The organism is Pseudomonas sp. 22189 (genome assembly GCF_052045635.1).
Classification (GTDB): Bacteria; Pseudomonadota; Gammaproteobacteria; order Pseudomonadales; family Pseudomonadaceae; genus Aquipseudomonas; species Aquipseudomonas parakoreensis.
Genome location: NZ_JBQEPG010000001.1, coordinates 107,050 through 124,037 on the forward strand (window position 1 = coordinate 107,050; position 16,988 = coordinate 124,037).

Sequence of the window (16,988 nt, forward strand, 5' to 3'; positions counted from 1 at the left end):
ACTGTTGTCCCTGAAATGAAATGCGTGAGGAGAAAGGTATGCTGATTCTGACTCGTCGGTGCGCAGAAAGCCTGATTATCGGTGATGGCGAAATCACCGTGACCGTGCTCGGCGTCAAAGGAAATCAAGTGCGTATCGGCGTCAACGCCCCGAAAGAGGTTGCCGTGCACCGTGAGGAAATTTACCTGCGTATAAAGAAAGAGAAGGACGAAGAACCAAGCCATTAATTTTTATCGATTTTTATGTTTGCAAACGGGGAAGAAGGTGGTTAATATACGCCCCGTGTTGCGGAGAGCTGGCCGAGTGGCCGAAGGCGCTCCCCTGCTAAGGGAGTACACCTCAAAAGGGTGTCGGGGGTTCGAATCCCCCGTTCTCCGCCATTATTTGCTTAGTACGTTGTAATCTGGCTTTTTCTGTAAGTTGTTGAATTTATTAGAAAAAGTGGTTGGAATAGAGATTAGACGGGCTATAATGCGGCGCAACAAATGCACTCGTAGCTCAGCTGGATAGAGTACTCGGCTACGAACCGAGCGGTCACAGGTTCGAATCCTGTCGAGTGCACCATTTAAGAGTTGTTTATAGCGATATAAAGAACTCGGCTTCAGCCAGTTGTGGTCTGGTCAAAAAACACAAATGCACTCGTAGCTCAGCTGGATAGAGTACTCGGCTACGAACCGAGCGGTCACAGGTTCGAATCCTGTCGAGTGCACCATTTAAGAGTTAGTTGCAGTGATGCAGGTAACTTGGCTTCAGCCAGTTGTGGTCTGGTTTAAAAACACAAAATGCACTCGTAGCTCAGCTGGATAGAGTACTCGGCTACGAACCGAGCGGTCACAGGTTCGAATCCTGTCGAGTGCACCATATTCAAGAAGCCCGCGTTTAACGCGGGCTTTTTGTTGTCTGCGATTTGGTTTTTCCTTTCACGCATCCCCTCTCATCAAAATCGACTTGAGCACTACGGCCTCGTTTCAGGTCATAGCGATAGCTCGTTGTCGACGTTCGAATATTCACCTTGTCCGGTTTGCCGAGAGCGCTCTCGACATCCCGCTGGCTCATACCGGCGATAACGCGACGATTGATGATCGCTTCGCGGCGCTGCCTGGCATTGATCAGGTTGCCGCATTTGTCCTCCAGGCGGCCAACGATGCCTGGTTCACGTCCCTTGATTGCCATGCCGGATATTTCTTCGTGATTGTGTTCCGGCATGATCGGCACGACGGAGCCGGGCATGTAAGGGTGAACCTGCTGCACCGAGAGCTGTTCATCGTTGGCACAACTCAGGCTGGTGAAGGTGATGCCGCCGTCGGGCGCTTCGCATCGGTGAAGGGTGGTAGCGGCCCCGGCGGGTGGCAGGCAGAGCAGGCTGGCGACTACAAAACGGGATGTTCTGGATAGCATTCGACGTCCTCCGTGACGGTCTACGCTCAAGGGTAGTCGCTACATTTTTCAACGCCGGTGTGTTTTCTTTTCAAGATGAGTCGTCGCATCTGCACGGGTCAGGACAGCGCTCAACTTTGTCGCGCAAGCACTTGTTTCGACCGCGATTTTTTAACGTTTAAAACCGTCAGGCGGTGTATCATTGCGCCCGTCAGCCCCGCCGGGGCTTATGGAAAACCTCCATGGACTTACCCAGTAGTTACTCAGTAGCCCGTTTCACCAATCATGAATTGACTGATTGATCCTTCCGGCGTGCCCCGCTGCTGGGAGTGGAGTTCGCCTATGTCCGAAATCGAAGTAAAGAAAACCCAGGAAAGCCTGCAGGATCGCCTGGCTCAGGTGGTTGAGCTGCTGCAGCGCCAAAAGGTCGTCGAAGACCTGACTCATCGCCAGGAAGGCGCGCATCACGACCGGGTCGAGAACCTGGTTCACCGGCAGAACCTCGTCGAACTGCAACGCAAACTCGATGATCTGCACTCCGCCGACGTTGCCTACATCCTTGAAGCCCTGCCGCTGGACGACCGTCTGACGCTCTGGCAGCTGGTCAAGGCTGATCGCGACGGCGACATTCTTCTCGAAGTATCCGATTCCGTTCGTGAAACGCTGATCGCCGACATGGACGATCACGAGCTCCTGGCTGCGGCCAAGGACATGGACGCCGACGAACTTGCTGACCTGGCCTCCGAGCTGCCGCGAGACGTCGTCCATGAGCTGATGGAAACGCTCGACCAGCAGCAACGCGAGCGCGTGCGTTCGGCCTTGTCCTATGACGAGGAGCAGGTCGGTGCGCTGATGGACTTCGAGATGGTGACCATCCGTGAGGACGTCAGCCTCGAAGTGGTTTTGCGTTACCTGCGTCGTCTCAAGGAACTGCCGGGCCACACCGACAAATTGTTCGTGGTCGATTACGACGGCGTGCTCAAGGGCGTACTGCCGATCAAGCGTCTGCTGGTCAACGACCCCGAGAAACAGGTGGCTGAAGTCATGGCCAGCGATCCGGTGAGTTTTCACCCGGACGAGGACGCCTATGACGCTGCTCAGGCGTTCGAGCGTTACGACTTGATCTCGGCCCCGGTGGTCGACAAGAACGGCAAACTGATCGGCCGTCTGACCATCGACGAAATGGTCGACCTGATTCGTGAGGAGAGCGAAAGCGAAGTCCTCAACATGGCGGGTCTGCGCGAAGAGGAAGACATCTTCGCCTCCGTCTGGAAATCCCTGCGCAACCGTTGGGCGTGGCTGGCAATCAACCTGATCACTGCCTTTGTCGCGTCGCGGGTGATCGGTCTGTTCGAAGGCTCGATCGAGAAGCTGGTGGCGCTGGCGGCGCTGATGCCGATCGTGGCGGGTATCGGGGGGAACTCCGGTAACCAGACGATTACCATGATCGTGCGCGCCATGGCGCTGGACCAGGTCAGTACCGGCAACACCTCACGACTGATGCGCAAGGAGTTGGCGGTAGCGTTGATCAACGGTCTGGTCTGGGGCGGGGTGATCGGTGTGGTCGCCTACCTGCTTTACGGCAGTTGGTCGCTGGGCGTGGTGATGACGGCGGCGATGACCCTCAACCTGCTGCTCGCGGCGCTGATGGGGGTGTTGATCCCAATGACACTGGCCAAGATGGGCCGCGACCCGGCGATGGGCGCCAGCGTGATGATCACGGCCATGACGGACAGCGGTGGCTTCTTCATCTTCCTGGGGTTGGCGACGATCTTTCTGCTCTGATTCGCCACCATGCAAAAGCCCGCCGAAATGGCGGGCTTTTTTGTGCCTGTATAGTTATCTGTGCTTGTGTATTGATCTGTGGCGAGGGGGTAGATTTCAGGCAAAAAAAAGCCAGCACTTAAGCTGGCTTGAGATGTTCGGTGTTACTCAGGACGCGTCTGCGGCCATCTCGGCGTCGTGAGCAATCAGCGACACCAGAGCGTTCTGTTGACGGTGCGACAGCTGACGGAAGCGTTGCAGCAGCTCACGCTCGTGCAGCGACAGCTCCGGACTGTCCAGGCGCATGCTCAGTTCTTCGCCCAGTGCGCCTTCCTGAATAAGACTCTGCTCAAGGCGCGCAATGATTTCGGAGTTCATGCTGCGATGATGATTGCGAGCCACCTCGGCAATGCGTTCACGCATTCCGTCTGGCAGACGTACGACAAACTTGTCAGCCGTACGGCTGGAATAAATTGCCTGTTTCAATGGGCGCATATATTTAACCGGTTAGTTCAGGGGAGCGGTTCTCGGGATTGGCCGCAGGATGTGTGATAGGACAAGCATCCGCGCCAAATGGTTCAACCTGAATTGTTAAGAGGCCCGCATCATGCCTCAAAATTGCCAGATCATTGGCGTCAATTCTGTGACAAATATTGAGCTGGGTAAAGGCGTAATGCCAGCACCAATTATCAGAAATGCGGACTGGTTTGAAAACTTTGCCTTGGCCCGCATCACTGGCCGCTTCCTGTTGCACATCTATTGATGTCCGAAGACGTCAGAACGTGCATGCTATGCGGCTTTCAATCCTTGATCCCTACTTGTACAGGATAGTGGCAATTTGCCGATTTACTAGGGCAAACCCCCATTGGAGGGCGTTTTCAGGATGGATGGCAGGCTTATTTATCTGATGGGACCTTCCGGTTCAGGCAAGGACAGCCTGATCGAGGCCGCGCGTGAGCCATTGCGCCAGTTGAACTGCGAAATCATCCGCAGGGTGATTACCCGATCAGCGGAATCGGTGGGAGAGGATGCCATCGGCGTAACGCCCGAAGAATTCGAACGACGTCAGCAGGCCGGGGATTTCTCGCTTTCCTGGCACGCCAATGGGCTGGCTTATGGGATTCCGGCAGAAATGGATGAACGGTTGCGTGCAGGGCGATCCGTGCTGGTAAATGGCTCACGGGCCAATTTGCGTCAGGCGCATGAGCGCTATCCGACATTGCTGCCGGTGCTGCTGACGGTCAAAGATGAGGTTTTGCGTGAACGCCTGCTCAGGCGCGGCCGGGAAACACCTGAGCAGATTGATGCGAGGCTGGCGCGCAATGCGCAGTTCAAGGATAGAAGGGCCACTGACTTGCCCGTGCATCTGATCGACAATTCGGGCGACTTGGCAGCCGCCGTCAAGCAACTGCTGGACTTGATCCGGCTTAACGCAGTACCGGATCAAACTTGATCTTGCGCCCGGCCACCAGGGCCAGCACAAACAACACTGCAAACACGCCGCAGCCAATCAGCGGCAGGGTGACTTCGGTTTCCTCGAACAGCGAAAAATGCACAACGCCAGTCAATAAGGCGAGGATCAGAAATCCTGCGGCTGATTTGGACATGCTGTACTCCTGAAGATATTTCAAAAAACCAGACGTTCGGTGTCGCGCGTCGGCAGTGCTTGCTCAGGCTCATTGACTGCCTGCGCCGCGAAGTCGCCCTGATCGCTCAGCACCGCCAACTGCGGCGCTCTCTGCACCTGTAAGTAATGCGGCATACGCTGAGCCACCGGTTCAGCACGCTCTGGAACAAAATGAAAGCCAACCAAAACCGCCAGTGCGATTGCGTTTGCAAGCAAGAGAGTGCTGTTCATGGGGCGGACTCCGTTTGTTCTGTTATACGAACAGACAAAGCACCCGGCGTGCCAACAGTCTAACCGCTGTGAAGTCCTTTAAAAACAAGCATTTGGAAGGGTTTTTACCAAGTGTCGGGTTGCAATCTGCAATGATGGCTTTTTGCGGCAATGCAAATTGCACGGTAAATGTTCCCGCAGCATTGCAAGGCGCCTGCCTACACTTAAAAAACCCATGGACGACATGACAAATCAAGGGCTGGCCGTTAACATGCACGCCGTCCGTCGCGCCGTGTCCGGCCGCGACAACTCAGTGTCTCAGTAGCTCAATTGGATAGAGCATCCCCCTCCTAAGGGGAAGGTTGGCAGTTCGAACCTGCCCTGGGACACCATTATTCAGAGCCTCGCCAAGGCTCGCAAAAAAGCCCCGCACAGGATGATCTGGCGGGGCTTTTTCGTTTCATTGCTGCTGGCTAGTTTGCCGCGCCACCCTCGGCTTTACCTATTGAGATGCTTACTTGAATTATGTGGCGGCGCCCGTTGACGGTATAGCTTTGTGCCTGATCTTCTGATCCCGGCTTTCTCAACGCCAGTTGCGCAAATAGCCCGACTTTTTCATCGTAGCTACCAAACCAATTGATCAGTCTGGCGATAAAGCAGTCGTCGCCGATGATCACCGGGAAATCGGCGACGGGTTCAATCGCGTAATAACTTGCGCCGTAGCTGTAATAGTCATCGTCCCCCGGGCCCGATGAGGGGATTGGGCAGATGGGGGCCGAGTTCTTCGACTCCGTATTTCTTATCTTGGATAAACCTAGAATGAGTGCCTTTTGTACGGTGGGGGCCAGTTCATAGGCTGTCGGATTGTCCTGATTCGCCTGAGTGCGAGGCACGTTCAGTTCATAACCATACTGCACCGTTATCGTGGGGACCTGATGATTGATCCGCAGGGGGTTGAGCAGATAGACCTTATCAACACCGTAAGCGCCATCTCGATAGGCGGCGTAAATTCTGTCATGCACCTTGATCCAGTTGACCGCTTGGTTGGCGCCGCGATCATTGGTGTAGAAAAGGGTGGTCTCGGCGTTGGTTTCGGGAGCAGCTTCGGCACCTCGTCTGGTGAACCTGCTTCCTGTCCCGCGCCAGGTTTCGGTGTACCAGAACAACCCGGTGCCGCCTGAGTAGGTTTCAACGATCAGGTCGCGCAATCCATCGCCATCCAGGTCGGTAAGGATGTAAGTCGTTTGACCCATTTCAGAGGCACCTGTGATGTTGGATGCATTCAATGCCTTCCATTCATCTTGGCTCACTCCTTTCGGGATCGTTTCGGGAAAGTGCGTTTGCTCATCATCATCGGGAACACCGGCAAACGAAGTTTTATCAAGGCTTACCGTGAATGCACCTAGAGTCTTTTCCAGAGCAAACTCGGGATCAACCTTGCTCGCCGCCTCGATACGTTGGTGCAGCTCGACCATCGCCTGCCTGTCTATCTCGTCGGGCAAGTACGCCAGCGTATCGATCCATTCCGTTTGTAACGATTCGAGCCGTTCGCGATAGCGCTGATTAAGGCAACTGACATTTTCAACGCATTGATTGCGGGTCTTTAGCCAAAGGCGCTGAGTGCCTTTAAGCTCGGCCGTTTTATCTGGCGCTGACTTCATGAGTTTGCTGTATGCAGCACCCATCTGCGCATCCAGCGCATACAACCCTTTATCCGCACAAACAGCCTTCTCTACGGCACTCGCCGCTTTTGCACAATCCATTCCGCCCGCCATTGCCTGCTGGAAAAACAGCAGCGCACAGGCGGACACGATGCAACGTCCTTTGATGTACACGAGATAAACCCTGTAGTGAAAAGATGACCCGGCGCGCAGGGTAATCGCTGCACAAGGAATCTTGAACCCCTCCACTTCAGAGAACCCCACTCCTTGCCGATAACTCCTTCGGCGACCTCAGACTCGCGCGAAATCGCTTGATAGCATTTGGCCTCCAGCTATCATCAGCGCGCCTGTGAAAACGCCCCCGGTTCACCTATTTCAATTGCCTGGAAATCCTCGATGCTGTCGTATCACCAAAAGAGTTTTCTGATCGTCGATGATTTCTCGGATTTCCGCAGTTCCGTACGTTCTATGCTGCGCGAGCTGGGGGTCAAGGACGTGGACACCGCTGATACCGGCGAGCAGGCGCTGAAGATGTGCGCGCAGAAGTCCTATGATTTCATTCTGCAGGATTTCCATCTCGGCGACGGCAAGAAGAACGGTCAGCAGGTGCTGGAAGATCTGATGTCGGAAAAGCTCATCAGCCATGAAGCGGTGTTTGTCATGGTCACGGCCGAGACCAGTCAGGCCATGGTGCTCAGCGCCCTGGAGCACGAGCCGGATGCTTACCTGACCAAACCGTTCAACCGTTCCGGTCTGGCCCAGCGCCTGGAGCGTCTGGAGCAGCGCAAAACGTTGCTCAAACCGATTCTGCAAGCCCTTGATCGCGGCAAGCCGGTTGAGGTGCTCAATGCCTGCATTGCGCTGTGCAAGCAGGACATCCGTTATTCGCCGCTGTGCCTGCGTTATCGCGCCGATGCGCTGCGCGACATGAACCAGAACGAAGCGCTCGAACGCCTCTATGACAGCATCATCGCTGACCGGCCGTTGCCGTGGGCGTTTGCCGGGCTGGGCAAGTTGCTGTTCAAGCGTGGGCAAGTGGCGCAGGCCAAAGCTGTTTACGAAAAAGCGCTGAAAGTGTTCCCGATGATGCCGGCGCTGTACGACGGCATGGCCGATGTGCTGGTCGCCGAGGGCGATACCAAAGGCGCGCAGCGGGTGCTGGAAGAGGCGATTCGCTTGTCGCCGCTGGCGGTGCGCCGGCAAGCGTTGCTCGGCAAGCTGGCGATGGCCAACGAAGATTTCGACACCGCGTCCCGGGCCTATCGGCAGGCGGTGGCGCAGGGGGCGCAGTCGCGCTTCAAGGACCCGGAAAGCAATCTTGGCCTGGCCCATGCCTTGATCAGCAAGGGCAGTGAACGCGGTCTCGATACGCGCACGCGGCTGGAGATCAACACCACGCTCAGCGCCGTCGCCAAAGAGAACCCGTCGGACCCGGGCCTGCAGATCCGTGCGCGCCTGATGAAGGCCACCAGTCTGTTGCTCAACGATGCCGAAACCGCCGACAAGCTCACCGAACAAGCGCTGATGCGCCTCGACGGCATGGAGCAGTTCATGAGCCCTGAAGCGGCGCTGCTGGTCGCCAAGCAATTGCAGATGCTTGGTCAGGCCGAGGCAGGCACTTCGATGCTCAAGAGCTGTGCGGAGATCTACGGTGACGATCCGGCGGTGATGAAAGACATCGCCAAGCTCACCGACGACCCGACTATCCTCAGTTCGAGCAACGCTGCTGCCGACCTCAACCGGCAGGGTGTGCGCGTGTACAAGACCGGCAACCTGGTGGAAGCCCGCGAGGTGTTCCGCAAGGCGCTGAAGATGCAACCGAAGAACATCAGTATCGCGCTGAACATGGCCCAGTCTCTGCTGCACGGCACCGACACCAGTGTGCCGTCGGCGGAACTGGAAGAATGTCGGGCCTGCCTGAAAATGGTCGGCCTGATGCCCGACACCGACGCGCGTTATGCGCGTTATCAGAAGCTGAAAAGCAAGGCGTTTGGCGAATGAACCAAGACGAGCAGGCGCTGGATTTTTCCACGGTGATCGCCTCCACCGTTCACGACATGAAGAACTCGCTGGCGATGCTGACGCAGGCCCATAGCCAGTGGTTGGCGCGTTTGCCCGAGGGGCAGCGTGGAGGGGCGGAGCAGGGCGTGATCGACTTCGAGTTTGCCCACCTCAACGGCATGCTGGTGCAGTTGCTTGGGCTGTACAAGCTCGGCGTCAACCAGTTGCCGCTGCAACCGGCGTATCACGAGCTGGATGATTTCATCGAGGCGCAACTGGCATCGCACCAAGAGGTGTTCGCCAGTCGCGGGATTATCGCCACCTATGAAGTCGATCCGCTGAGCCCGCTGGGTTTCTTCGATCGTGAGTTGGTTGCGTCGGTGTTGGGCAACTGCATCAACAACGCCATTCGTTATGCCCGCGAGTCGCTGCTGATCACTGTCAGCGACGAAGCCGGGCAGTTGGTGTTGAGCATCAATGATGACGGTGACGGTTACCCGGCCGAGATGCTCGAGCGTCAGGCGGATTACGTGCAGAGCATCAATCACAGCAGCGGCAGCACGGGTCTGGGCCTGTATTTCGCCAACCGCATTGCTGCGTTGCATCAGCGCAACGGCGTGGTCGGGCACACCGAAATTCGTAATGGCGGGCCATTGGGGGGCGGGGTGTTCAGCCTTTACCTGCCGTGACTCGGGTTTTTGTTTGACGCTGCTTGATATTCCGAACAGCCGGAGCCTATTTTGTACGGGTCGCCGTTCGCGGCTCGCACAATAACAAGGATTGCGTCATGACAACCGATGGCCAGCGTTCACTCGCGCAGCGACTGACCGGCATTGATGAGATTGAATGTGTCACGCCGGATTTGAACGGCGTGCCGCGCGGCAAGGTGATGACCGCCGAGGGTTTCCTCGAAGGGCGGCGTTTGCAGATGGCGCGGGGGGTGCTGCTGCAATGCATCATGGGCGGTTATCCGCCGGCGCGGTTTTACGGCAGCGATGACGGTGACCTGGCGCTGGTCGCCGAGCCGAGCATGATTCATCCCTTGCCATGGAGCGACGAGCCACGCGCCCTGGCCATCTGCGATGCTGACGAACTGAGCGGCGAAAGCTCAAACCTGTCGACCCGTGGCCAACTCAAGAAAGTCATCGCCCGTTACGCCGCACGTGGCTTGGCGCCGGTGGTGGCGACCGAGCTGGAGTTTTTCGTCTTCGCGCCGAACACCGATCCGACCCAGCCGTTCCGTCCGCCAGTCGGCCTCGACGGGCGCCGCGAGGATGGGCAGTCGGCGTTCAGCGTCAGTTCCAATAACGGTCTGCGGCCGTTCTTCAGCGAAGTCTATAAATGCATGGCGGCCCTCGGTCTACCGCGCGATACCTTCATGCATGAAATGGGCGTCAGCCAGTTCGAGATCAACTTGCTGCACGGTGATCCGCTGTTGCTCGCCGATCAGACCTTCTTGTTCAAACACCTGCTCAAGGAAGTCGCGCTCAAGCATGGTCTGAGCGTAGTGTGCATGGCCAAGCCGCTGGCGCACACGCCGGGCAGTTCGATGCACATTCACCAGAGCCTGGTCGAGATCGCCACCGGCAACAACGTGTTCAGTGACGAGAATGGCCAGCCGACGGCGATGTTCCGCCATTTCATCGGTGGGCAGCAGGCGGGCATGGCGGATTTCACTGCGCTGTTCGCGCCGAACGTGAACTCCTATCAGCGTCTGTGTCACCCGTATGCGTCGCCGAACAATGCCTGCTGGTCCCATGACAACCGCGCCGCAGGGTTGCGGATTCCGGCCAGTTCGCCGGTGGCTCGACGCGTGGAAAACCGTCTGCCTGGCGCCGATGCCAACCCGTATCTGGCGATTGCCGCGAGTCTGGCCGCCGGCTTGCATGGCATCGAGCATGAGCTGGAGCCGAGTGCGGCGATTCAGGGCGAATTCGAAGTGCCGGACAATCTTTCGCTGCCGTGTACCTTGCATGCCGCGCTCGAGCGTCTGAAACGTAGCCAATTGGCCAGGGAACTGTTCGGACAGGAGTTCATCGAAGGCTACATCGCTTCGAAGACCATGGAGTTGACCAGCTTCTTTGATGAAATCACTCCCTGGGAACGGCGTGTTCTAGCAGCCCAGGCCTGACGAACTGTCGCCGTCGGGCTATCGTCTTGATAGTCCGATACTCACTGCAAGGAGCCGCTCGGAACGCCGATGCGCCAAATCTGGAAATCCTTTCGAGCGCTGTATTTCGCCTCGCTGATGATGTTGATCGGCTCGGGCCTTCTTTCTACTTACCTGGCATTGCGCCTGGCCGCTGACCATGTCGATGGGTTGTGGGTGGGTGCGCTGATGGCAGCCAACTACTTTGGTCTGGTATTGGGCGGCAAGATCGGTCACCGCTTGATCGCCCGTGTCGGACACATTCGAGCGTATTCGGCGTGTGCGGGGATCGTCGGCGCGGCGGTGCTCGGGCATGGCCTGGTCGACTGGCTGCCGGCGTGGCTGGTGCTGCGGACCATCGTCGGTCTGGGCATGATGTGCCAATACATGGTGATCGAGAGCTGGCTCAACGAGCAGGCCGACGCCAACCAGCGTGGGCTGGTGTTCAGCGGCTACATGATCGCTTCGTATCTGGGGCTGGTGCTCGGTCAGTTGATTCTGGTCATGCACCCAGGCCTGGGGTTGGAGCTGCTGATGCTGGTCGCGCTGTGTTTTGCCCTGTGTCTGGTGCCGGTGGCGCTGACCCGGCGGATTCACCCGGCGCCGCTGCATCCGGCCCCGATGGAGCCGCGCTTCTTTATCAAACGCGTGCCGCAGTCGTTGAGCACGGTGCTCGGCGCAGGCCTGATCATCGGCTCGTTTTACGGTCTGGCGCCGTTGTATGCGTCGCAGCAGGGGCTGTCGACCGAGCAGGTCGGTCTGTTCATGGGGAGCTGCATTTTTGCCGGGCTGCTGGTGCAGTGGCCGTTGGGCTGGTTGTCCGACCGTTATGACCGGGCGCTGCTGATTCGTTGTTTTGCCGGATTCCTCGCGGTGGCGGCGTTGCCGTTGGCGGTCTTGCCGCAGGTGCCGCTTGAGGTGCTGTTCGTGGTCGGCTTCCTTTGTTCGCTGGTGCAGTTCTGCCTGTATCCGCTGGCGGTGGCGTTCTCCAACGACCATGTCGAGGGCGATCGCCGGGTGTCGCTGACGGCGATGCTGCTGGTGACCTACGGGGTCGGCGCGAGTATCGGTCCGCTGCTGGCGGGCGTGCTGATGAAGCTGTTCGGCAGTCAGAGTTTGTACGCGTTCTTCAGCTTCTTTGCGTTGGTGCTGGTGTGGCGCATCCGCCCGAAAGCGGTGACCAATCTGCATCAGGTCGACGACGCACCGCTGCATCACGTGGCGATGCCGGACAGCATGTCCAGCTCGCCGCTGGTGGCCGCGCTCGATCCGCGGGTGGATGAGCAGGTGGTGCAGGAGCAGATGCAGACCACGGTTACGCCGGAGCCGGAGCCGGAGCCCGAAGTGCAGCCTGAAGCAGTGGCTGAACCTGATCCGGCTGATGAGGGCGATAAACCGACACCGGACATCAGTGGGGCCAGACCCTGAGTCGGATGAGGGTGAGGCTATTCAGAAACAGACACTGTAACGGTGGCGAGGGAGCTTGCTCCCGCTGGACTGCGCAGCAGGCCCCGCTTGTCAGATAAGGGGTGGGGGTGCTTCGCGCCCCAGCGGGAGCAAGCTCCCTCGCCACAGGTTTCCGCTGCTGGCAGAAAGATTTTTGGCATAAAAAAGGGCAGTCCCGCCAGGGACTGCCCTTTTTTATTTGCCTGTGCGAATCACAGATCGTCTTTATCGAACCGGCGTGCTTCACGCTGCAGTTGATAAACGAAGCGCTCGACGTTGCGCGCCGCTTGGCCACTGATGTTGTGGAAGCGCAAGCCGGCGAAGGTGATGTTGAGCTTTTCTTCGAAGTGCAGGTAGCGCAGCTCGACCGAGATCGGTTGATTGCCGAACAGTGGGGTGGCGATCATGCGGTCATAGACCTGACCCAGTTGCAGGCGGTCGGTGATGTCGCCTTCAAAGCGCAGCTTGCACCCGGTGGCGGAAATATCCAGCAGTTTGCCGTTGATCGGCGCCTTGAGTTTTTCGCCGCCAAGTTCGACGCTGACCAGATCGGTCAGCTTCAACGCGGCACGGAAGGCATTACGGCGCTGGTGGTAGACCACTTCGGTTGGCAGTTGACCGGTGTAGAAGCGGTCACCGTCGGATTCTTCGATGTTCAGCGTGCCAGTGCATTCCCAGGCGATGCGCACGCCTTCGTGGAAGCCTTCGACCTTGAACGGTTCGCCCGCCTGCAGAAAACGTTCGCCATCGCGCGGGATCATTTCGTCCAGGGCAATCGTCGCGGTTTCCCGGTCAACCTTGATCAGGTAGCTCTGGAAGCGCTGGCTGCGCTCATGGAAGGTGATGATCAGCGGATCGTGGCTTTCTTGCAGCTGGCGCAGGTTGCTGGAGATTTCCAGGGGCGTGGTCAGCACCTTTGGTGGCTGCGGAGTATCATCCGCGCTTAGGGCGTTTGGCACGTTTTCTCAATCTCCAGACAAAATTTGACTACGACTAGCCAGCATTTTGCCAGCATGTTTCGCGGGTTGATAGTGCAGGCACATCGAATGGCTCACGCCTGGCTGAGCGTACGCGGCTTGGTGGGTTTGGCGAAAGTGCCCGAGGCGTCATACAGCGCTGGCGGTTCGCCCCCGGTGAGGATTTTCAGCTGATTGGCCGTAGCGGCCTGCTGGATCTGGATCGACTGGCCGTTCTTGACGTTGGCCGCCTGGCACTGGGCAATCAGGTCGGTCAGCACATCGCTTTGGGACAGCAACTGGTCGCCAATGCTCGACTGGCTGGCCAGTTGCTCCAGGCCTTGGCGGTCGAGCGGCAGGTTGAGGCTGGCAAGGATTTCGCTGCGCTTGCGGCCATGCTGTTCAAGCAGAATGATCAATGCCTGTTTGCGCGCCAGAATATCTTCGAGCAGAGGCATGTCGCGACCGTGCAAGGCGAGGGACTCGGTTTGCAGCAACTCCAGCAATTGTTGAGCTGGAGCAAAGTCGTCGGTGATCAGTTGCAATAAATTAGTGTCGTGCATGGCTGGCCTTGGGTTCTAAGCGTCCAAAAGCCTGGCGCCGGCAAAAGCCTAGCGCTGGGCTTCGAAGTTGAGCAGTTTGCTGGCTACACGGTTGCTGTCGACCTTGTAGCTGCCATCGGCAATCGCTGCTTTCAACTCGGCCACGCGGGCTTTGTCGACGGCAGGCTGATCGCGCAGCTTGTCAGTGACCTTCTGCAACTGTTGAGCCTCATTGCTGAGGTGTACCGATTCCCCGCTTTTTGCGGTACCGGCCGTTTCGGCCTGGGTATTCAGCGGCGCGGAGGTGCCGGTTTCGGCGGTTTCCTTGGCGTTGCTGGTACGCGTACTGCCCGTAAGTGACGAGGAGCTGTTCAAACGGCTGAAATCGATGACCATGTTAAAAACCTCTGGGAATTTGGACGCTTGCCATGTTCTCGGCCATTCCCTGGAAAACTTTAGGCTCACTTTGCAATGAGCTGCATGTGCCGAAGCGTGTCCTGCTGCGGCACAGTTTAGGGAAGCGTCGGGGCTGGCGCCAGTTTTCTGCTCGAGCGTTTTACATGGCGACTTCCACTTGGCCCGGCGCGATGACCTGCGCCTTGATTACCCGGTTGGAATTGAGGTTTTTCACTCGGATCTGTTCTTTCAAACCGCCATTGGCCAGGGCTTCACCGGGCATGCGCACGGCAAGTGTGCCGCTGCGGGCGATGATGACCACCTGATCGCCCTTGCGCACCACTTCTGCCTGTTCCAGATGCACCAGAGTAATCACCTGATCGGCTACCGTTGGTCGGGTTAATTTCTGCCCGATGGCTTCATCCACCGACGTCAGAAAACCCTGATTGATCTGGCTGATGTCGCGTTCACGCAAGGTCACGTCTTGCGGCTCGATAATGCCGGCGCGTTTCAGCGGTCGGGTGGTGGTGACAATCTCGCGAAACAGGCGGACTTGAGCGGGCACGAACACCGTCCACGGCGAGCTTCCCTCGCACCGGACCTTGACCGTAACCCGGCCCAGCGGACGTGCAGGACTCTCCAGCGACGCTGTCAATTCCTTGTCGCACATAGGCATGCGCATACGCGGGTCGAGCTGGTTGACCTCGATCTCGTAGCGGCCTTCCGTTTGACTGGTAGCCAGATAGTCTTCTACGGTGAACTCAAGAAAGCCCTGAGTGACGCCGATAAGCATGTCAGGCAAGGTAACCGTATCAGCACCGGCAGGGCTGCCAGCGAAAAACAAGCAGACGGCAGACGTCGCGCACAGCGCTTTGCGGGTGCGGGAGGTCAGGCGTCGGAAAAATGTCGTTTGAGCGTTCATACGAGTTAAAAAGCAAGCGCCGTGCCGTTTAGCAATGAATGTGCGTCGCAACAACACTTGGCGTTGGTGTAGGAGTCTGGGCATGGCTGGTGTAATGGATTCGGTGAACCAGCGCACGCAACTGGTAGGGCAGAATCGCCTGGAGCTGTTGTTGTTCCGTCTCGACGGTCAACAGCTCTACGGAATCAACGTGTTCAAGGTGCGGGAAGTGCTGCAATGCCCGTCGCTGACGTTGATGCCCAAGTCCAGTCCTGTCGTGTGCGGGGTGGCGAATATCCGGGGGGCGACCATTCCGATCCTTGATCTGGCAATGGCGACCGGTTCCGGGGCGTTGAAAGACAAGAACAGTCCGTTCGTGATCATCACGGAGTACAACACCAAGACCCAGGGTTTCCTGGTTCGCTCGGTGGAGCGCATCGTCAACATGAACTGGGAAGAGATCCATCCGCCGCCCAAGGGCACGGGTCGCGATCATTACCTGACCGCTGTGACTCGAGTCGACAATCAGTTAGTCGAAATCATCGATGTCGAGAAGGTGCTGGCGGAAGTCGCGCCGACGCCGGAAGCGATTTCGGTCGGCGTGGTCGATGTCGAGACCCAGAGCAAGGCGTTGTCGCTGCGGGTGCTGACGGTCGATGACTCGTCGGTGGCGCGCAAGCAGGTCACGCGCTGCCTGCAGACGGTCGGGGTCGAAGTGGTGGCGCTGAACGATGGCAAGCAGGCGCTGGACTACCTGCGCAAGCTGGTCGATGAGGGCAAGAAGCCGGAAGAAGAGTTCCTGATGATGATTTCCGACATCGAGATGCCGGAGATGGACGGGTACACCCTGACGGCGGAAATCCGCAGCGATCCACGCATGCAAAAGCTTCATATCATCCTGCATACTTCGTTGTCGGGGGTATTCAATCAGGCGATGGTCAAGAAAGTCGGTGCCGATGACTTTCTGGCCAAATTCCGTCCTGATGACCTGGCATCCCGGGTGGTCGACCGGATCAAAGCAGCAGATATCAGCTAGGGGCCTTCTGCCCCTGGCGGTCAACACGATTTAAGAGGCGGCATCATTGTCTACGGGTAATTTGGATTTCGAACAGTTCCGGGTCTTCCTGGAAAAAGCCTGTGGCATTTTGCTCGGTGAAAACAAGCAGTACCTGGTCTCGAGCCGTCTCAACAAACTGATGGAGCAGCAAGGCATCAAGTCCCTGGGTGAGCTGGTACAGCGCATCCAGACCCAGCCGCGCAGCGGTTTGCGCGAGCAGGTGGTCGATGCCATGACGACCAACGAAACCTTGTGGTTTCGCGACACCTATCCGTTTGAAGTCTTGAAGAACAAGGTGCTGCCCGAGGCGATCAAGGCCAGCCCCAACCAGCGTCTGCGGATCTGGTCGGCGGCATGCTCGTCGGGTCAGGAACCGTATTCGCTGTCGATGTCGATCGACGAGTTCGAGCGCAGCAACCTCGGTCAGTTGAAGATGGGCGTGCAGATCGTTGCCACCGACCTGTCCGGCAGCATGCTGACCAACTGCAAGACCGGCGAGTACGACAGCCTGGCCATCGGTCGCGGTTTGTCCGCCGATCGTCTGCAGCGTTACTTCGACCCGAAAGGGCCGGGGCGCTGGGTGATCAAGGCGCCGATCAAGAACCGGGTGGAATTCCGTTCGTTCAACCTGCTCGACAGCTACGCCAGTCTGGGCAAGTTCGACATCGTGTTCTGCCGCAACGTGCTGATCTACTTCTCCGCCGAGGTGAAGAAAGACATCCTGTTGCGTATTCACAGCACGCTGAAGCCGGGCGGGTACCTGTTCCTTGGCGCGTCCGAAGCGCTGAACGGTTTGCCGGATCATTACCAGATGGTTCAGTGCAGTCCGGGGATCATTTACCAGGCGAAGTGAAACAAAGCATCAGGCATACAAAATCGGGAGCCCCAAGGGCTCCCTTTT

18 protein-coding genes and 5 tRNA genes are annotated in these 16,988 nt (G+C 57.8%); 14 read left to right on the top strand and 9 right to left on the bottom strand.

Annotation, left to right across the window (positions count from 1 at the left end; genetic code table 11):
* Nucleotides 1–38 precede the first annotated feature (38 nt).
* The 5 genes from csrA (at nt 39) to ACTJKS_RS00550 (ending at nt 861) form a co-directional block, all read left to right on the top strand.
* Nucleotides 39–227 carry a carbon storage regulator CsrA gene (gene csrA / locus ACTJKS_RS00530; RefSeq protein WP_002554426.1) on the top strand — a complete coding sequence of 63 codons (189 nt, stop codon included), beginning with the start codon at nt 39–41 and terminating at the stop codon, nt 225–227.
* Between the two features lie 62 nt (nt 228–289).
* Nucleotides 290–380 (top strand) — tRNA-Ser (locus tag ACTJKS_RS00535).
* A gap of 107 nt (nt 381–487) precedes the next feature.
* A tRNA-Arg gene (locus ACTJKS_RS00540) sits at nt 488–564 on the top strand.
* 71 nt (nt 565–635) lie between these two features.
* Nucleotides 636–712 (top strand) — tRNA-Arg (locus ACTJKS_RS00545).
* A gap of 72 nt (nt 713–784) precedes the next feature.
* Nucleotides 785–861: transfer RNA gene (locus tag ACTJKS_RS00550), tRNA-Arg, on the top strand.
* An 18-nt stretch (nt 862–879) separates the two neighbouring features.
* On the opposite strand, the gene ACTJKS_RS00555 is transcribed toward ACTJKS_RS00550, so the two are convergent.
* Nucleotides 880–1,398 carry a cell envelope protein SmpA gene (locus ACTJKS_RS00555; protein ID WP_440828788.1) on the bottom strand — a complete coding sequence of 173 codons (519 nt, stop codon included), beginning with the start codon at nt 1,396–1,398 and terminating at the stop codon, nt 880–882.
* Nucleotides 1,399–1,719: 321 nt separating this feature from the next.
* Between ACTJKS_RS00555 and mgtE the strand changes: the two genes are divergently transcribed.
* Nucleotides 1,720–3,162 carry a magnesium transporter gene (gene mgtE, locus ACTJKS_RS00560; protein WP_007963078.1) on the top strand — a complete coding sequence of 481 codons (1,443 nt, stop codon included), beginning with the start codon at nt 1,720–1,722 and terminating at the stop codon, nt 3,160–3,162.
* Between the two features lie 147 nt (nt 3,163–3,309).
* Here mgtE and ACTJKS_RS00565 read toward each other — a convergent pair whose 3' ends face one another.
* Nucleotides 3,310–3,636, bottom strand: coding sequence for an Arc family DNA-binding protein (locus ACTJKS_RS00565; protein WP_003178899.1), 327 nt, complete (start codon nt 3,634–3,636; stop codon nt 3,310–3,312).
* 388 nt (nt 3,637–4,024) lie between these two features.
* Between ACTJKS_RS00565 and phnN the strand changes: the two genes are divergently transcribed.
* Nucleotides 4,025–4,594: a phosphonate metabolism protein/1,5-bisphosphokinase (PRPP-forming) PhnN gene (phnN, locus tag ACTJKS_RS00570; protein ID WP_108183539.1), complete on the top strand. Its 570-nt coding sequence runs from the start codon at nt 4,025–4,027 to the stop codon at nt 4,592–4,594.
* Here the strand turns inward: phnN and ACTJKS_RS00575 are convergent.
* Both ACTJKS_RS00575 and ACTJKS_RS00580 read right to left on the bottom strand, forming a co-directional pair.
* The gene (locus ACTJKS_RS00575) at nt 4,569–4,748 is read right to left on the bottom strand and encodes a PA3371 family protein (protein ID WP_041074280.1); all 180 of its coding nucleotides are present in this window, start codon (nt 4,746–4,748) and stop codon (nt 4,569–4,571) included. The two genes, phnN and ACTJKS_RS00575, sit on opposite strands and share 26 nt — an antisense overlap.
* Nucleotides 4,749–4,768: 20 nt before the next feature.
* Nucleotides 4,769–4,999: a hypothetical protein gene (locus tag ACTJKS_RS00580; RefSeq protein ID WP_041074282.1), complete on the bottom strand. Its 231-nt coding sequence runs from the start codon at nt 4,997–4,999 to the stop codon at nt 4,769–4,771.
* 294 nt (nt 5,000–5,293) lie between these two features.
* Here ACTJKS_RS00580 and ACTJKS_RS00585 point away from each other — a divergent pair.
* Nucleotides 5,294–5,370, top strand: a tRNA-Arg gene (locus tag ACTJKS_RS00585).
* Nucleotides 5,371–5,451: 81 nt separating this feature from the next.
* Here the strand turns inward: ACTJKS_RS00585 and ACTJKS_RS00590 are convergent.
* On the bottom strand, nt 5,452–6,903 hold the full coding sequence (locus tag ACTJKS_RS00590) for a lysozyme inhibitor LprI family protein (protein ID WP_262949470.1): 1,452 nt from the start codon (nt 6,901–6,903) through the stop codon (nt 5,452–5,454).
* Between the two features lie 132 nt (nt 6,904–7,035).
* Here ACTJKS_RS00590 and ACTJKS_RS00595 point away from each other — a divergent pair, with 132 nt between their 5' ends.
* From ACTJKS_RS00595 to ACTJKS_RS00610, 4 genes are all read left to right on the top strand, one after another.
* Nucleotides 7,036–8,640 (top strand): tetratricopeptide repeat-containing response regulator, encoded by a 1,605-nt coding sequence (locus tag ACTJKS_RS00595; RefSeq protein WP_108183537.1) that lies wholly within the window; start codon nt 7,036–7,038, stop codon nt 8,638–8,640.
* Nucleotides 8,637–9,329, top strand: coding sequence for a sensor histidine kinase (locus tag ACTJKS_RS00600; RefSeq protein WP_440828789.1), 693 nt, complete (start codon nt 8,637–8,639; stop codon nt 9,327–9,329). The genes ACTJKS_RS00595 and ACTJKS_RS00600 overlap by 4 nt, the downstream gene beginning before the upstream one ends.
* 200 nt (nt 9,330–9,529) lie before the next feature.
* Nucleotides 9,530–10,771, top strand: a complete 1,242-nt coding sequence (locus tag ACTJKS_RS00605; RefSeq protein WP_262949473.1) for a glutamine synthetase family protein — start codon at nt 9,530–9,532, stop codon at nt 10,769–10,771.
* A gap of 69 nt (nt 10,772–10,840) precedes the next feature.
* Nucleotides 10,841–12,217 carry an MFS transporter gene (locus ACTJKS_RS00610; protein ID WP_108183534.1) on the top strand — a complete coding sequence of 459 codons (1,377 nt, stop codon included), beginning with the start codon at nt 10,841–10,843 and terminating at the stop codon, nt 12,215–12,217.
* 230 nt (nt 12,218–12,447) lie between these two features.
* Here the strand turns inward: ACTJKS_RS00610 and ACTJKS_RS00615 are convergent, their stop codons facing one another.
* From ACTJKS_RS00615 to flgA, 4 genes are all read right to left on the bottom strand, one after another.
* A complete protein-coding gene (locus tag ACTJKS_RS00615; protein ID WP_041074294.1) occupies nt 12,448–13,194 on the bottom strand; it encodes a flagellar brake protein in 747 nt (248 codons plus the stop codon).
* Between the two features lie 92 nt (nt 13,195–13,286).
* Complete coding sequence (locus tag ACTJKS_RS00620; RefSeq protein WP_027612275.1) at nt 13,287–13,754, bottom strand: flagella synthesis protein FlgN; 468 nt, start codon at nt 13,752–13,754, stop codon at nt 13,287–13,289.
* A 48-nt stretch (nt 13,755–13,802) separates the two neighbouring features.
* Nucleotides 13,803–14,129 carry a flagellar biosynthesis anti-sigma factor FlgM gene (flgM, locus tag ACTJKS_RS00625; protein ID WP_041074296.1) on the bottom strand — a complete coding sequence of 109 codons (327 nt, stop codon included), beginning with the start codon at nt 14,127–14,129 and terminating at the stop codon, nt 13,803–13,805.
* Nucleotides 14,130–14,289: 160 nt separating this feature from the next.
* Complete coding sequence (flgA, locus tag ACTJKS_RS00630) at nt 14,290–15,051, bottom strand: flagellar basal body P-ring formation chaperone FlgA (RefSeq protein WP_081755196.1); 762 nt, start codon at nt 15,049–15,051, stop codon at nt 14,290–14,292.
* A gap of 82 nt (nt 15,052–15,133) precedes the next feature.
* Here flgA and ACTJKS_RS00635 point away from each other — a divergent pair, with 82 nt between their 5' ends.
* Together ACTJKS_RS00635 and cheR are read left to right on the top strand one after the other, a co-directional pair.
* A complete protein-coding gene (locus tag ACTJKS_RS00635) occupies nt 15,134–16,066 on the top strand; it encodes a chemotaxis protein CheV (protein WP_041074300.1) in 933 nt (310 codons plus the stop codon).
* Between the two features lie 46 nt (nt 16,067–16,112).
* Nucleotides 16,113–16,940 carry a protein-glutamate O-methyltransferase CheR gene (cheR, locus tag ACTJKS_RS00640; RefSeq protein ID WP_007963053.1) on the top strand — a complete coding sequence of 276 codons (828 nt, stop codon included), beginning with the start codon at nt 16,113–16,115 and terminating at the stop codon, nt 16,938–16,940.
* Nucleotides 16,941–16,988 lie beyond the last annotated feature (48 nt).

Bases quoted from the DNA above. Each gene is read 5' to 3' on its own strand.
- ACTJKS_RS00595 (WP_108183537.1), top strand. From the start codon at position 7,036: ATGCTGTCGTATCACCAAAAGAGTTTTCTGATCGTCGATGATTTCTCG.
- ACTJKS_RS00610 (WP_108183534.1), top strand. From the start codon at position 10,841: ATGCGCCAAATCTGGAAATCCTTTCGAGCGCTGTATTTCGCCTCGCTG.
- ACTJKS_RS00580 (WP_041074282.1), bottom strand. From the start codon at position 4,999: ATGAACAGCACTCTCTTGCTTGCAAACGCAATCGCACTGGCGGTTTTG.
- ACTJKS_RS00565 (WP_003178899.1), bottom strand. From the start codon at position 3,636: ATGCGCCCATTGAAACAGGCAATTTATTCCAGCCGTACGGCTGACAAG.
- ACTJKS_RS00635 (WP_041074300.1), top strand. From the start codon at position 15,134: ATGGCTGGTGTAATGGATTCGGTGAACCAGCGCACGCAACTGGTAGGG.
- ACTJKS_RS00575 (WP_041074280.1), bottom strand. From the start codon at position 4,748: ATGTCCAAATCAGCCGCAGGATTTCTGATCCTCGCCTTATTGACTGGC.
- ACTJKS_RS00555 (WP_440828788.1), bottom strand. From the start codon at position 1,398: ATGCTATCCAGAACATCCCGTTTTGTAGTCGCCAGCCTGCTCTGCCTG.
- ACTJKS_RS00600 (WP_440828789.1), top strand. From the start codon at position 8,637: ATGAACCAAGACGAGCAGGCGCTGGATTTTTCCACGGTGATCGCCTCC.
- phnN (WP_108183539.1), top strand. From the start codon at position 4,025: ATGGATGGCAGGCTTATTTATCTGATGGGACCTTCCGGTTCAGGCAAG.
- csrA (WP_002554426.1), top strand. From the start codon at position 39: ATGCTGATTCTGACTCGTCGGTGCGCAGAAAGCCTGATTATCGGTGAT.
- flgM (WP_041074296.1), bottom strand. From the start codon at position 14,129: ATGGTCATCGATTTCAGCCGTTTGAACAGCTCCTCGTCACTTACGGGC.
- ACTJKS_RS00620 (WP_027612275.1), bottom strand. From the start codon at position 13,754: ATGCACGACACTAATTTATTGCAACTGATCACCGACGACTTTGCTCCA.
- mgtE (WP_007963078.1), top strand. From the start codon at position 1,720: ATGTCCGAAATCGAAGTAAAGAAAACCCAGGAAAGCCTGCAGGATCGC.
- ACTJKS_RS00605 (WP_262949473.1), top strand. From the start codon at position 9,530: ATGACCGCCGAGGGTTTCCTCGAAGGGCGGCGTTTGCAGATGGCGCGG.
- flgA (WP_081755196.1), bottom strand. From the start codon at position 15,051: ATGAACGCTCAAACGACATTTTTCCGACGCCTGACCTCCCGCACCCGC.